The following is a 13,941-nucleotide window of genomic DNA, read 5'->3' as shown; positions in this document are numbered from 1 at the left end:
TCAACGAACTAGAGCGGTCATCCCCGGACCAGCCAGCACCGCACGATATCGTCGCTCGAACTCGCTGGCGCATAGGGCGGTTCGTTACATCCCTCGCTGCCATCTGCAAGTCGCTGTCACACTGACGACCCCTTTCCCCTGTGCAGTGAAAACGCCGGGAACAGTAACCATGCGCAGGTTGATCGCTAGCCAGAACGACCGTGGTGCCTGCTAGCCGAGTTGCGGCGAAGAGGTCACTCGACCTCCGCTAGCGCCTCGGCCACCTCCGCCGAATCCAACTGCGCCACTTCCAGATAAACCTCCGCGACCGCATCCAATCGGTCCGGATCGGTCTCACCAGCGGCCAGTCGCGAAGCCAGCCCCGCCACTGTCCGCGTCGCGAAGATGTCAGCGACCACCACGCCGGGGGCATCCAGCCAGGTGCGGATGCGTGCCACTGCGGCGGTGGCCAGCACCGAATCCCCGCCGAGCGCGAAGAAGTCATCGTCGGCACCGACCCGATCGGCACCGAGCACGTCGGCGATGATCGCGGCCAGGGCGCGCTGCAACGGACCCTCCGGCTCCCGGTAGCCGTCGCCGGCGGCGTATCCCGCGGCCAGCTCGGCCGTCACCGCGCGCCGGTCGATCTTGCCGGCCACCGTGTAAGGAATCGCCGAAACCACCTGCAGCTGCCGCGGGATCATGTGCTCGGGCAGCGCTTCGGCCAACCCGGCCCGCAGGCCGGCAACGTCGACCGCCGGATCATCAACCCGGACCGCCGCCGCCAGCACCTCGCGGCCCGCGGCCTCAGGCAGCGCGACCACCACGGCCTCGGCGACCCCCGCCAACCGTCGCAGCGCCGCTTCGACCTCGCCGAGTTCGATGCGGTACCCGCTGATCTTGACCCGGTGATCGGCGCGGCCGACGAATTCCAGGATGCCGCCCGGCCGGTAGCGGGCCAGATCGCCGGTGCGATACCAGATCCGGCCGTCGTGCTCGACGAACTTCTCAGCGGTCAGGTCGGGCCGCCCCCGGTATCCGGAGGCGATGCCGCGTCCGGTGACCCACAGCTCCCCGGTCACCCAATCCGGGCGGTCGGTGCCGTCGGCGCCGACGACGCGGCAGGCGATGTTGGGCAGCGGGGTGCCGTAGGGCACTGAGGCCCAGTCGGCCGGCGGATCGCCGTCGACCTCGCAGATGGTGGCGTGGATGGCGGTTTCAGTCGCACCACCCAACCCGGCGAACCGCACCCCAGGCGCGACGGCGGCAAAGCGGCACGCCAGCTCGGGGCGTACCCAGTCACCGCCGGTCAACACCGCACGCACCGAAGGCAATTCGGCGCCGATTGCTGCCAGCATCTCCAGCGCGCCGGGCATCAGATTGAGCACGCTGACGCGGTGCTGCTGCACCAACTGCGCCCAGACCTCGGGGCTGCGGCGGTCGGCCTCGTCGACCATCACGATCGCTCCCCCGGCGCGCAGCATGGCGAAGACGTCGAGCACCGACATGTCGGCATCCAAGGTCAGCAGCGCCAGGCTGCGATCGTCCGGGCCGAATCCGAAGCGGGCACTGAGGGTTTCGATGGTGTTCATCGCGGCGTCGTGGGTGAGTTCAACGCCCTTGGGTTCGCCGGTGGAACCCGAGGTGAACACCACGTAGGCCAGCTCGGACGGATCGGTGCGAACCGGGTCCACTGCAGCGGGCCGTTGCAGGCAATCCTGCACACTCACCACCGGAATCGGCAGCGCCGGCACCGTTTCCCCGGTCACCAACGCCATAACCGCGCCGCCCAGGGCCAGGATGCGGTCCACCCGCTCGCGCGGCTGATCCGCAGCAATCGGAAGATACACCGCACCGGCGGCCAGGATGCCCAGCAGTGCCGGAATCTGCTCGACGCCCTTGGGCCCGAGCAGCGCCACGGTGTCACCGCGCTGCACCCCGCGTTCGTGGAGCGCAGAAGCCACCGCGAGCGCCTGGGCCCGCAGCTCCCCGTAGCTCAGCTCGCCGCCATCGTGTAGCACCGCGACCGCGTCGGACGCCACCGCGGCATGTCGAAAGAACCTGTCCTGCAAGGTTTCCCCGCTCGGTTCAGCGGTGCCGGCATTGACCGCGGCACGTGCCTGGGCCTGGGCTGGCGGCAACGCATCCGGGGCCGGCTCGTCCCAGCCGTCACCCCGGGCCAGCCGGGTCAGGTCGGCGATGTGGTGGGCGAACATGGCGTCGATCACGCCGGGCGGGAACATCTCTTCGCGGACATCCCAATTCACCAGCACGCCGCCGTCGAACTCGGTCACCTGCGCGTCCAATAGCACCTGGGGGCCTTGGGAGATGATCCACACCGGGGTGCCGAAGGTCTGGGTGACCTCGGCGGCGAACAACTCGCCGAGCCCGAGCGCACTGGTGAACACCACCGGCGCCAGCACCTGGGTGCCGCGGTGGCGGCCCAGATCACGCAGCACCGCCAGGCCCGGGTAGTCGGCGTGCGCGGCAGCGGTGCGCATGGCGTCCTGCACGGCGTGGGCACGCTGTGCACCGGTGGCCGCAGAGCTCAGGTCCACCTCCAGTAGCAGCGACGAGGTGAAGTCGCCGACCAGCCGGTCAACGTCGTCGTGCAGCGGTTCCCGGCCGAAGAGCGGCACGTTCAACAGGAAGCGCGGTGCGTCCGACCAGCAGGCCAAGGTGTGTGAGAACGAGGCCGCCAGCGTCATCGCCGGGGTGACACCGTGGGCGCGGGCCTGTTCGAACAGTGCGTCGCGCGCGGCCGGGTCCAGCCAGTACCAGCGCCGGGTGCTGCGGTGTGAATCGCCGGGGGCACCGGCCGGTGGCGGGAGCTTGGGCGGGTCGGGCAGCTCGGGGATGCGCTGCGTCCACCACTGCCGGTGACTGTCGTCGAGCTGCCGATCGGCCATCGAAAGCCGGTATTGCCGATAGGTATAGCCCAGTGCGGGCAGCGTCGCGCCTCGGTAGGCGGCGGCCAGGTCGGCCATCAGGGTGCGGTAGCTCATCGCGTCGGCGGCCTGCATGTCTAGGTCGACGTGCAGCCGTGCGGTGCCGTCGGGGAGCAGCGACACGGTGAGTTCGAAGACGGCGCCGTCGAGTTGCTGGTGCGATTTGGCATCGCGGGTCAAAGCAAGCCGCGCTGAAACCTCGTCGGCGTCCAGCCCGCGCAGATCCTGCACCGCGACCGGCAAGCCGGCATCGGCCCGGATCTGCTGCGTGCCGTCGGGCAGGAACTCCACCCGCAGCATCGGGTGCCGGGCGGCCAGCGCCTCGGCGGCGGCAGCCAACCGCTCGGGATCGAGTCCGGGCCCGTCAAATTCGACGTAGAGGTGTCCGGCTACGCCGCCGAGTGCCACGTCGTCGTCGCGGCCCACCCACATCGCGTGCTGCATCGGCGCCAGCGGGAACGGCGCGGTGTCGTCCTCGGGTTCGGGGCCCGGGGTGGGCAACGACGACGCACCGGTAACCAGGGCGGTCCAGGCGGCGACGGTGGGTTCGGCGGCCAGCGCGGCGAAGTCGACGTCCAGGCCCCGGCGCCGCCATTGGCCCGCCAGGCTCATCATCCGGATCGAGTCCAGGCCCTGTCCGACCAGGTCAGCATCGGTATCGAGGGTGCCGGCCGGGACGCCAAGCAGCTCAGCGACCTGCGCGCGAATATCGTCCGGCCCCACCGCGCTCACCCCACCCTTCGTTAGTAAAGGCTGCCCTAATTTCGTCGAAGCTACTCTATCTACGGTCCACCGTCGGCAAGCCAGGGAGTCACATGCACGGGTTCATACCGTTTCCGCCCGAGCGGGCCGCCGCCTACCGCGCCGCCGGCTACTGGCAGGGCCGCCCGCTGGCGTCGCTGCTCGACGATGCCGCCGCGCGCTGGCCAGACCGTGTGGCGGTCGTCGACGCCGACACGACCCTGTCGTACGCACAACTGGACGCCGCGGCCGAAAAGGCAGCGGCAGGCCTGCACCGACTGGATATCGCCCCCGGCGATCGAGTGCTGCTACAACTGCCCAACGGCTGTCCGTTCGCGGTGGCGCTGTTCGGGCTGCTGCGAGTAGGCGCGATCCCGGTGCTGTGCCTGCCCGGGCACCGCGCCGCCGAGATCGCGCATCTGGCCGCCGTCAGCGACGCGGTCGGGATCGTAATCCCAGACGCCACAGCGGGATTCGACTACCCGGCGATGGCCGCCGAACTGGGGCTGCGGCGGATCATCATCGACGGCACGGCCGCCGACCCGCCGGCGCCGCGATTCAGCCCGGATCCGGCCGCGCCTGCGGTGCTGCTGGTCTCCGGCGGCACCACGGGCCTGCCCAAGCTGATTCCCCGCACCCACGACGACTACCGCTACAACGCCACCGCCAGCGCGGCGTTGTGCGAGCTGACCGCCGATGACGTCTACCTGGCGGTGTTGCCGGCCGCCCACAACTTCCCGTTGGCCTGTCCCGGCCTGCTGGGCGCCATGTCGGTGGGTGCGGCCACCGTCTTCGGCGCCGATCCCAGCCCGGAGGCAGCCTTCGCCACCATCGCCCGGCATCGGGTAACGGTCACCGCACTGGTGCCGGCACTGGCCACGCTGTGGGCGCAGGCCTGCGATTGGGAACCGCAGAAGCCCGCGACGCTGCGGCTGCTGCAGGTGGGTGGCGCCAAGCTGGCCGCCGGCGACGCCCGCCGGATCCGCGAGGTGCTGACCCCGGGCTTGCAACAGGTGTTCGGCATGGCCGAAGGGCTGCTCTGCTACACCCGGCCCGGCGACGCCGCCGAGCTGCTGGACACCAGCCAGGGCCGGCCGCTCTGCGCCGACGACGAACTGCGGGTGGTCGACGAGGACGGCACCGAAACGACCGAGGGCGAGCTGCTGGTCCGCGGGCCGTACACGATCAACGGCTACTACAACGCGCCGGAGGCCAATGAGCGATCTTTCAGCCCGGACGGCTTCTACCGCAGCGGGGATCGGGTTCGCCGCCGGCCAAACGGCTATCTGGAGGTGACCGGGCGGATCAAGGACGTCATCGTCCGCGGCGGCGAGAACATCGCGGCCGATGAGCTGGAGACGCACCTGCTGAGCCATCCGGCGATCCGATCGGCTGCCGCTATCGGCCTGCCGGATCAGTACTTGGGTGAAAAGGTCTGCGTCGCGGTTGTTTTCCATGGGGCACCGCTGTCGCTGGCAGAGCTGAACCAGCATCTCGAAGCCCAAGGCACGGCCACCCACGTCCGCGTCGATCAGCTGGCGACGCTGCCCACGCTGCCGACGACGGCGGTCGGCAAGATCGACAAGAAGGCTCTGGCCCGCCAGCTCAGCTGAGCCGAAGTCGACGCCTCAGCCTCGCGCGACGACGTTGTCGGACCCCGACGTAATCACCTCCGGCTTCCCGAAGCGGTAGGTCACCCGGTTGTTGAGGCCAGATGCCGCGACCTTGGGCGTCGAGTCGACGGTGATGACGTTGCCGATTCCCGACACGGTCAGGCCGGCGCATTGGCCGGTGAGTACGACGGTGTTGTTGACCCCGCTCACCGAGACGTAACGGCCGGAGCAGGCCAACGTCTTGTTCTCGCCCGCCCCGAGGATGGTGATGGTGACGTCGCGATCAGGCACCGCGATGGCCGGCGACGCCGCTACGGGCGGCGCAGGCGCAGACGGCGGAGCTGGTTCGGGCGCCGGATCCCGGGCAGCGCCTGGGTGCCCCGGTGCCGTGCTCGTCGAGCCGCCGATGATCAGGAACACCGCCCCGCCGGCGGCGATCGCGAGAGCCGCCGCAATCACACCGATCGCGACAGCGATCCCCCGTCCCGGCGGCGACGACACCTGCCCCTCGACGCCCACCGACGGAACGGTCAGTTCCGCAGCCTCGGCGAAGTCCGACAGTGGGCGCTCCAGTTCCCGGATCCGGACCTCGGGATCGTCCTCGGCGTTCACGCGGTACTGATCCGCCAGCCGGCGGCATCGTGTTGCTGCCGCCAGAACTCGTCGAAACGCCCACCGGCAGACCGTAATTGGTCAATGGTGCCGTCCTCGACGACCTGGCCGTCGTCGAGGAACAGCACCCGATCGGCTTGGGCGATGCTCGCCAGCCGGTGCGCGACGATCACCCGGGTGCGCGGGCGCAGTTCGGCGCTGAGCGCGTCGACGATCGCCGCCTCGTTCTCGGTGTCCAGGGCGCTGGTCGCCTCGTCGACCAGCAGTACCGGTGCCGGCTTGAGCAGGGCTCGCGCGATGCTGACCCGTTGGCGTTCCCCGCCGGACAGCGCCGCGCCGGCCTCCCCGACCACCGACTCGGCGCCATCGGGCAACCGGCCGGTCAGCTCGTCTACCCGGGCGAGTTCGACCGCCCGCCCGAACGCCTCCGGATCGGCGCCGGGGTCTCCCACCAGGATGTTGTCCCGGATCGTGCCGTCCAACAAGTAGGGATGCTGAAACACCATGCTGCTCGCCGTGCGCCGCGCCGCAGCAGTCAGCTCGGTGGCGTCCACACCGTCGAGCAGAACCCGCCCGCTGGTCGGTTCGTGTAGGCCGGCGATCAGGGCCAGGATGGTGCTCTTGCCCGAACCGGACGGCCCCACGATGGCGGTCGTGGTGCCCGGCTCCAGCACAAAACTGACCCGGTCGAGCACCGGCGTACCGGCCGCGTCGTAGCCGAAGGTGACATTGTCGAACTCGATGCGGGGCGCCTTGGCACCGTCGGGCAGCGCGCCGTCTCCCACCGTCAGCACCGGTGCGGTGAGCACGGCCCGGATCCGCTCGAGGCTCGCCCGCGTCGACTCCAGCGCCGGCGCCAGTTCGCTGATGACGGTGAAGGGTTCCAGGTAGCGGGCGGTCACGACGATCAGCGCGATGGCTTCGGGAACGCTCAAAGTGCCGGTCACAGTCAGCACGGTGGTGGCGCCGGCGAGCAGGATCAGCGCGCCCTGGCTGGCCAGGCTGAACAGCAGCTGACCCGGAATCTGCATGAGCAGCAGCCGCATCGCCGCGCCGTGCTGGGCGGCCAGGGCTGCACCGACGGTGCTGCGTTCGGGTTCGACCCGCCGTGCCGCGCGCAGTGCCTGCTGGGTGCGGGCGAACTCGATGATGCGCTCGGTCAGCGCGGTGTTGGCTTCCCCGGCGGTGGCATCCGCGCGGGCGCTGAGCCGATTGGCCGCCCACAGCGCCCCCAGCAACAGCGGCACGCCGCCCAGGGCGGCCAGACCCAGCTGCCACGACACCCCGAGCAGCGCCACCGCGATCGCCGGCGGCAGCAGGACGGCGCTGATCAGCGGGGTCAGCAGGTTGACAACCAGGCTGACGAGTTCGGGTCCGGTGGCGGCGATCGCCTGCCGCGCGTCGGCGGTGTTGGCGGGCGTGAACCAGTCCAACCGGATTGCCGGCAGCCGGTCGGCGACGTCATGTTGGGTGTGATCGAGGACGGCGAATCCGAGATCGAATCCGATTCGCGCGCAGGTGAAGTCGATCACCCAGCCGGCTACCGTCGCCACGGTCAGCCAGCCCAGCCAGGTTAGCGCACCGCGCGGGTTCTCGGAGAACAGCGCCGCCACCAACGGGACCAGCAGTACGGTTCCTACCGCGCGCACCGCCACCGATAACAGCGTCAGCCCGGTGTAGCTGAACAGCCGGCCGCGGCGGTCGTGCGGAATCAGCCGGATCAGGGTGCGGATCACCGTGTCGCCTCCGCTCCGGCGACCACGGCCCGGCGCCCGGTCTCCCACAGCTGCAGGTAGCGTCCGCCCGCGGCGAGCAACTCATCGTGGGTGCCCTGTTCGGCGATGGCGCCGTGATCGAGTACCACGATCTGGTCGGCGCCGGTGATCGTGTGCAGACGGTGGGCGATGACGAGCACGGTGCGGTCCTTGGTCAGCCGGTTCAGGGCCTGCTGCACCAGGTATTCCGATTCCGGGTCGGCGAATGCGGTGGCCTCGTCCAGAATGAGCACGGGCGTGTCGGCGAGGATGGCGCGGGCGATGGTGAGCCGTTGGCGCTCACCGCCGGAGAGCGCGGCGGCCGCGCCCAGCACGGTGTCATAGCCGTCGGGCAGTCGCAGGATGCGCTCGTGGATCTGTGCTTCGCGGGCGGCGGCCCACACCTGCTCGTCAGTGGCGTCCGGGACGGCCAGCGCGATGTTGTCCCGCACGCTGCCGTGCACCAGCTGGGTCTCCTGCAACACGAAACCGACCCGGCGGTAGAGCTCATCGGCGGACAATGACCGAATATCCTGCCCGTCAACCGAAATCACGCCCGACTCGACATCGTGGAAGCGGGCCAGCAGCGCGGCCAGTGTCGACTTGCCGGACCCCGACGGGCCGACCAGCGCGGTCACCGTGCCCGGCCGCAGCGTCAGCGACACATCGGAGATCACCGGCACGCCGGGGCGGTAACCGAAGCTGACGGACTCGAAGCGCACCGTCCCGGACGAGGTCTGCGCCGGCGCCGATTCCGGCTCACCTACCACCAGCTCGGGCTCGTCCAGCGCGATCTGCAACCGCCGGGCTGCCAGCATCCCGCCGCGGATACCGCCGACCCCCAACCCGATGCCCAACAGCCGGGCGCCGAAGGTGGTGCCCAGCAACAGGAACGGCAGCAAGTTCACCGGGTCCATCCGACCGGTCACGATCAGCGGGGTGCCGGTCAGCACGATCAACCACAGGAAGGTCGACGGGCGGGTGACCAAGTCCATCAGTGTCTTCTTGCCGATGAATGGGCGCTGCCAATCCACCAGGAAAGTGATGTAGTCGTCCAACTGCCGGCGGAAGGTCGAGGCGGCAGCACCACCGAACACCCGGATCACCGGCTGGCCCTCCAGGTAGGTGCCGGCTTCGCCGTTCATCCGTTCCGCCCAGCGCTGCGCCTGGCTGATCTTGGGCCCGGACTGGGTCATCATCACCGACATCAGCACCAGATAGATCAGCACCGGGACGAACAGCACCAGCGCCACCCGCCAATCCACCACGAGCAGATAGACCAGCACCGCCACCGGTGCGACGACCGCGGCGACGGCGTCCGGGATGGCGTGGGTGACCAGATAGTGCAGGGACAGGGTGTCGTCGGCGATGAGTTGCTTGATCGATCCGGAGCCGCGGGCGGTGAACCAGCCCAGCGGCAGCCGAGAGAGCTTGCTGAGCAGCCGGTTCCGTAACCCGCTGGCGAACCGGGCGTCGATCACGTGCAGCCACAGCGTCAGTCCCGCCCCCAGCAGCGTACCCAGGCCGAGCAGGGAGATCGCCGCGATGGCAAGCGTCCACAGCCGCGACTCGTCGGCGCCGGAGACCAGCAACCGAGCCAGCTCCACCAGCAGCACGAACGGGGCCAGCTGCAGCAGCGTGATGACAGCCTGCAGCACGCCCGAGACGATCAGCGGGATCTTCAGCCGGCCCAGCAGCCGGCCCGCGGCCTGGGCGCGCCAGCGACCACGCTGTGGCTCGCCTTCAGCGACGACCTGCTCGTCGTTCGGTGACGACGGTTCCGGTTCGGCCATCGCAGTTTCCAGGGCGCGTTGGGTGCCCATGGCGCGTCCGGCATTCCAGTAGGCCTGCGCGTGGATTTCGGATTTGGGGAAGCCGAACTCGTCACGCAGCCGCACCCGCAAGGCCTTGAGCGTCGCGGCTTCCGGGGTCGCCCAGGCATACCAGTCCGACCAGTCGCGGGATTCGAGGGCGGCGGTCAGGGAGTTTGCGTCGCGACGCGGTACCCAGTGCACCCGCAGGCGGGGATGCTCGCGCAGCGGGATCAACAGGTCGTTGTCCTCGTGCTGCTCGAGGTACAGCTCGATCGGCACGTCGGAGGGGATGGTTCCGATGATGGCGTTGATCCCCGGGATCGACGCCGAGTCGCCCATCAACAGGTAGCCGGCGGGCTGCTCGTCGGGCACCTCGAAACGCGCCGAGCCCATCAGCGACATCGCCGCGATGCGCGCTCCGGGCTCAACGGTGCGCGCCCACCGGGTCGCGGGCCCGGCTGGTTCGTGCAGCACCATGTCCACCGCGAAGCGTCCGGTTTCCGCGTCTCCCTCGGCGATGGTGTAGGCGCGCTGGAACTCGGTGTTCGAGCCGTCCGGATCGGGGAACCAGAACCGCAGCCACGCACTGGGTTCGACGGTGGCGTCGGTGAACAGGGTCGGTGAATGCATCCAGACTCTGACGCAGTGCGGGGCGATCCAGCTGGTCTCGAGCACCGTTGCGATGTGGTCGCGGGCGCCGAAGCCCCGCAGTATCGCGCCCTGCAAACCGCGCGCCATCAAGGTCCTTTCGCCAACGGTTTCCCGCCCCGCGGGGTGGGACCCGGCGCTCGCGCCGCCAAGCCCGACCTAGGTTACCCTACCCTCACTAAACCGGGTAGGGCCTCGGGTAGGCTCACCGTTCGTTATGACTGACGCCCCACCGATCCTGCACCGGGAACTGACAGACATCTCCGACGAGATTCGCCGCGTCCCGGCGCCCCCGATCCCGGTGCTGGCCGAGCCCTATGCGATCCGGGTGGCCGACCCGGACGCCGATGCGGAGATGGTCTCGGAATGGATGAACCGGCCCCACCTGGCCCAGACCTGGGAATCGGCCTGGCCGCCGGAGCGCTGGCACGCCTATCTGGGCGCCCAGGTCGCCGGCAGCTATTCCCGGCCGTTGATCGTCAGCCGCCACGGAGAAGACGGCGGCTACATCGAAATCTACCGGGCCGCAAAGGATTCCATCGCCCGCTACTACGCGGCTGATCCGCATGACCTGGGCATTCACGCGGCCGTCGCCGATACGACGGTGGTCAACCGGGGGTTCGCGGCGATCTTGTTGCCGCGAATCATGTCCTACGTCTTCGATGTGGAGCCGCAGTGCCGGCGGATGATGTTCGAACCCGAGTACCGCAACACCGCGATGCGGCGGCTGGCCGAATATGTCGGCGGCACCTTCCTCGGCGAACACGACATGGGTTATCGCCGGATGGCGCTGTACGCGGTGCTGCGCTACCCCGACGACCCGCTGTCGAACAGCTCGGCGTAGCCGTCGTAGTCGGGGCGCATCCCGGCGGCTACCAGTTCCCAGAGCACCTCATCGGTGCCGCCGCCGATCCGAGCCAGTTTCATGTCGCGCCACCAGCGTCCGATCGGTGTCTCGTCGACCAGGTAGCCGGCGCCACCGAAGATATGCATGCACTCGGCGATCACCTCTTCTCCCAGCCGCGCCGCGGTGACCTTCATCGCCGCGGAGGTCCGCAGGTCGAGCCGACCCTCGGCGGCGAAACCGTTGAGCCCGTGCCGGAGTAGATCGACCCGCGCTTGCAGGTCGGCCAGCCGCAACCGCAACGCCTGGTGCTCGAAAAGGCTCGAGCCGAACTGCTTGCGGTGCATCATGCGGGCGTGGGTGATGCCGAGCACCTTCTGACACGACGAGGCGACCTGCCCGGAGATCGACATGCGTTCGTGCGCCAGCCCCCAGGAGATCGCGGCCAGTCCGGTGCCCGGGCGGGCGATCAGAGCGTCGGCGGGCACCCAGGTGTCGATGTCGACCGGGGCGGTGTCCAGCGGCGCCGCTCCGACTTTGCTGAACGGCTCGTGCACCTGCACCTGCTCGGTCGGCACCGCGATCATCATGACGTTGCCGTGCCGGCTGTTCTCGTCGTGGTCCATGCTGCGCGCCAGCACCAGGATGTGATCGGAGATGGGCGACAGCGAGACGAACTTCTTGCGGCCGCGCACCTCGAAACCGTCACGCACCGAACGCGCCTCGGTCTGCACCCGCTGGAGGTCCGATCCCCCGGACTCCTCCGAGGCGCCGATGCACAGCACCACCTCGCCCCGGATGGCCTGCTGGCAGATGGCCTTGAGGTACTCCGACCGCGCGAACCGGTGCAGGATCGCGATCGACGAATCCTGCAGGCTCACCCCCACGCCGATGCCGGCCGACCCCAGCCGCCCCAGCGCGTATGCCAGCTCCAGTAGTTTGGCCACGTCGGTGGGCGTGGCGTCAGCCCACTTCTGGGTGAAAACCCCTGCCTGGCCGAGGTGCTCGATCAGTTTGCGCGGAAAGCGCCCACTGACTTCGGCTTCTGCCGTCCAATCCACCACCTGCTGGTCGAAGACCTCGTCAAGCAGGCCGCGATAGGTGTCGATGTCCGAGCCAGTCACGTCATAACCTCCAGGTTGCGTTTGACCTCCAGCCGCCGCAACTTGCCCGATGACGTCCGGGGCAGGGATCCGGGCGCCAGGAACACCACCTTGGCCGGGACCACCCCGCACTCCGAGGCGACCCGGGCGACCAGATCGCTGCGGGCGCCGGCCTCGTCGGGGCCCCGGAATTCGGCGACGACGATCAGGCCCGGGCGGACGTCATCGGTGGCCTCACTGGTTCCAAAGGCCACCACCGCCCCTTCCCGCACGCCCCGAATCTCGGCGGCGACCCGTTCGATCTCGGTGGGGAACACGTTGCGTCCGGCCACCGAGATGATCTCCTTGGCGCGACCGCAGACCACCAGGCCCTCGTCGGTGAGGTAGCCGAGGTCACCGGTGGGGAACCAGGAGTCCGGGTCGTGGGCCGGTTCGCCGACGTAGCCGGACATCATCGAGGTGCCGCGGATCTCGATCTCGCCGACCTCGCGACCTAGGTCGACGTCGTGCTCGGGGGCCGGCGCGATACGGACCTGCATGCCCGGGATCGGCACCCCCAGGATCGCGTGCTGACGCGGCGCGGAATCATCGCCGGCGCCAGCGATTTCGTCATAGCGCAGGCCGGTGCCCGGCCGTGGCGCAGTCACCGCGCAGGTGGCCTCCGCAAGCCCGTACGACGGGGTGACCGCACCCGGGTCCAGACCGAACTTCGCCAGCTCGGTGACGAACCGCTGCAGCGCCGCGCAGTCGACCGGTTCGCCGCCGTTGATCGCCACCCGCACCCGGCCCAGGTCGACGTCCGGGATCCGGCGCGCGTATTTGCCCAACACGCTGTAGGCGAAGTTGGGCGCCGCGGTCATGGTCGCCGCGCTCTCGTGCAGCCACGTCAGCCAGCGAAACGGCGAGGCCGCGAATGCCGCGGTGGGCGCCAGCCACACCGGGCATCCCGCCAGCGCACCGCTGAGCAGGAAGGTCAGGCCCATGTCGTGGTAGAGCGGCAGCCACGAACAACCGGCGTCGGAGGACGGTTCGATATCGACGTGGGCCAGCAGTCCGCTGACGTTGCTCAGCACCGCGGCCGGCGACAGCTGTGCGGTGCGCGGGGTTCCGGTGGACCCGGCCGTGCCCTGCAGCACCGCCGGCGCCTCCGGTGCGGCGGCTACCGGCGTGAAGGCGGCCGAACGCTCGGTGGCCGCGGCGGCGACGTCGTGCACCGCGAGCCCGGCGTCGGGCTCATCCAGCAACTGCAGCGGTGCGCCGTGACTGAAGACGGTGTCGACACCGATGCCGCTGAACCGGTTCAGCGTGGCGCGGGCCCACTGCTGCGGTTCCGAGCCACGGACCGGTCCGGGCAGGATCGACACACTGCGCCCGGCCAGCCAGGCGCCCTGGATCGCGGCGACCAGCTCGACCGTCGGCTCCCCGACCAGCCCGACCGCGCCGGTGCGATCCGAGTCGAGAATCTTCGCCGCCACGCTTTGGGCGCGGGAGTGCACCTGCGCCCACGGGTGATGCTGCCAGGTACCGCTGCCGGAATCGAAGATCACCAGGTCCTGGTTCGAGGTGGTCATCGCCCGGGTCAGGGCGCTTGCCAGCACGCTCACGCGTCGGCGGGCGCTTTCGCCCGGATGGCGGCCTCGAGGTCCCCCACCGTGTCGCAGGTCAGCAGGTCTTCCTCGGACAGTGCCACGCCGAGCTTGTCCTCGATGGCGACCATGCCGATCGCGAAGGCCACCGAGTCCAGGCCTACGTCGTCGACCAGCCGCGACTGCGGTGTCACCCGGTTGAGGTCGACATTCAGGTCGTCGCGCAGGATCTCACGCAGCGCGGCGCTGACGGCATCGTTCGGCGAAGAACTCATGTCGAGGGACGCTACACGACCATC

8 protein-coding genes and 1 pseudogene are annotated in these 13,941 nt (G+C 69.6%); 2 read left to right on the top strand and 7 right to left on the bottom strand.

The annotated features are described in order from the left end of the window. Window positions 1-233: 233 nt before the first annotated feature. A complete protein-coding gene (locus AC5Y4Q_RS16950; protein WP_064922310.1) occupies window positions 234-3,659 on the bottom strand; it encodes a non-ribosomal peptide synthetase in 3,426 nt (1,141 codons plus the stop codon). 83 nt (window positions 3,660-3,742) lie between these two features. Here AC5Y4Q_RS16950 and AC5Y4Q_RS16945 point away from each other — a divergent pair, with 83 nt between their 5' ends. Continuing rightward, window positions 3,743-5,281: a (2,3-dihydroxybenzoyl)adenylate synthase gene (locus AC5Y4Q_RS16945; protein ID WP_082952655.1), complete on the top strand. Its 1,539-nt coding sequence runs from the start codon at window positions 3,743-3,745 to the stop codon at window positions 5,279-5,281. 15 nt (window positions 5,282-5,296) lie between these two features. Here AC5Y4Q_RS16945 and AC5Y4Q_RS16940 read toward each other — a convergent pair whose 3' ends face one another. From AC5Y4Q_RS16940 to AC5Y4Q_RS16930, 3 genes are read right to left on the bottom strand one after another with little or no spacing between them, the layout of a single operon-like run. Beyond that, window positions 5,297-5,893, bottom strand: coding sequence for a DUF3060 domain-containing protein (locus AC5Y4Q_RS16940; protein WP_499959714.1), 597 nt, complete (start codon window positions 5,891-5,893; stop codon window positions 5,297-5,299). Next, window positions 5,890-7,629, bottom strand: a complete 1,740-nt coding sequence (locus AC5Y4Q_RS16935; protein WP_064922342.1) for an ABC transporter ATP-binding protein — start codon at window positions 7,627-7,629, stop codon at window positions 5,890-5,892. The genes AC5Y4Q_RS16940 and AC5Y4Q_RS16935 overlap by 4 nt, the downstream gene beginning before the upstream one ends. Continuing rightward, entirely contained in the window at window positions 7,626-10,199 is a 2,574-nt protein-coding gene (locus tag AC5Y4Q_RS16930; RefSeq protein WP_499959711.1) for an ABC transporter ATP-binding protein/permease, read from the bottom strand. Before AC5Y4Q_RS16930 ends, AC5Y4Q_RS16935 begins: the two co-directional genes overlap by 4 nt. A gap of 127 nt (window positions 10,200-10,326) precedes the next feature. Between AC5Y4Q_RS16930 and AC5Y4Q_RS16925 the strand changes: the two genes are divergently transcribed. Further along, complete coding sequence (locus tag AC5Y4Q_RS16925) at window positions 10,327-10,953, top strand: GNAT family N-acetyltransferase (RefSeq protein WP_064922314.1); 627 nt, start codon at window positions 10,327-10,329, stop codon at window positions 10,951-10,953. Here AC5Y4Q_RS16925 and mbtN read toward each other — a convergent pair. The 3 genes and pseudogenes from mbtN to AC5Y4Q_RS16910 all read right to left on the bottom strand — a co-directional run. Continuing rightward, window positions 10,917-12,077 (bottom strand): mycobactin biosynthesis acyl-ACP dehydrogenase MbtN, encoded by a 1,161-nt coding sequence (gene mbtN, locus AC5Y4Q_RS16920; protein WP_064922315.1) that lies wholly within the window; start codon window positions 12,075-12,077, stop codon window positions 10,917-10,919. The two genes, AC5Y4Q_RS16925 and mbtN, sit on opposite strands and share 37 nt — an antisense overlap. Next, window positions 12,074-13,660: a long-chain-fatty acid--ACP ligase MbtM gene (gene mbtM / locus AC5Y4Q_RS16915; RefSeq protein ID WP_064922316.1), complete on the bottom strand. Its 1,587-nt coding sequence runs from the start codon at window positions 13,658-13,660 to the stop codon at window positions 12,074-12,076. Before mbtM ends, mbtN begins: the two co-directional genes overlap by 4 nt. After that, window positions 13,657-13,920 (bottom strand): annotated as a pseudogene (locus AC5Y4Q_RS16910) (acyl carrier protein); the annotation flags it as partial. The gene mbtM and the pseudogene AC5Y4Q_RS16910, both read right to left, overlap by 4 nt. Between the last annotated feature and the right edge of the window lie 21 nt (window positions 13,921-13,941).

The sequence above is a fragment of the Mycobacterium sp. NGS16 genome, from assembly GCF_059813225.1.
This window is presented reverse-complemented; position numbering and strand designations above follow the sequence as displayed.

Bases quoted from the DNA above. Each gene is read 5' to 3' on its own strand.
- AC5Y4Q_RS16945 (WP_082952655.1), top strand. From the start codon at position 3,743: ATGCACGGGTTCATACCGTTTCCGCCCGAGCGGGCCGCCGCCTACCGC.
- AC5Y4Q_RS16930 (WP_499959711.1), bottom strand. From the start codon at position 10,199: ATGGCGCGCGGTTTGCAGGGCGCGATACTGCGGGGCTTCGGCGCCCGC.
- AC5Y4Q_RS16925 (WP_064922314.1), top strand. From the start codon at position 10,327: ATGACTGACGCCCCACCGATCCTGCACCGGGAACTGACAGACATCTCC.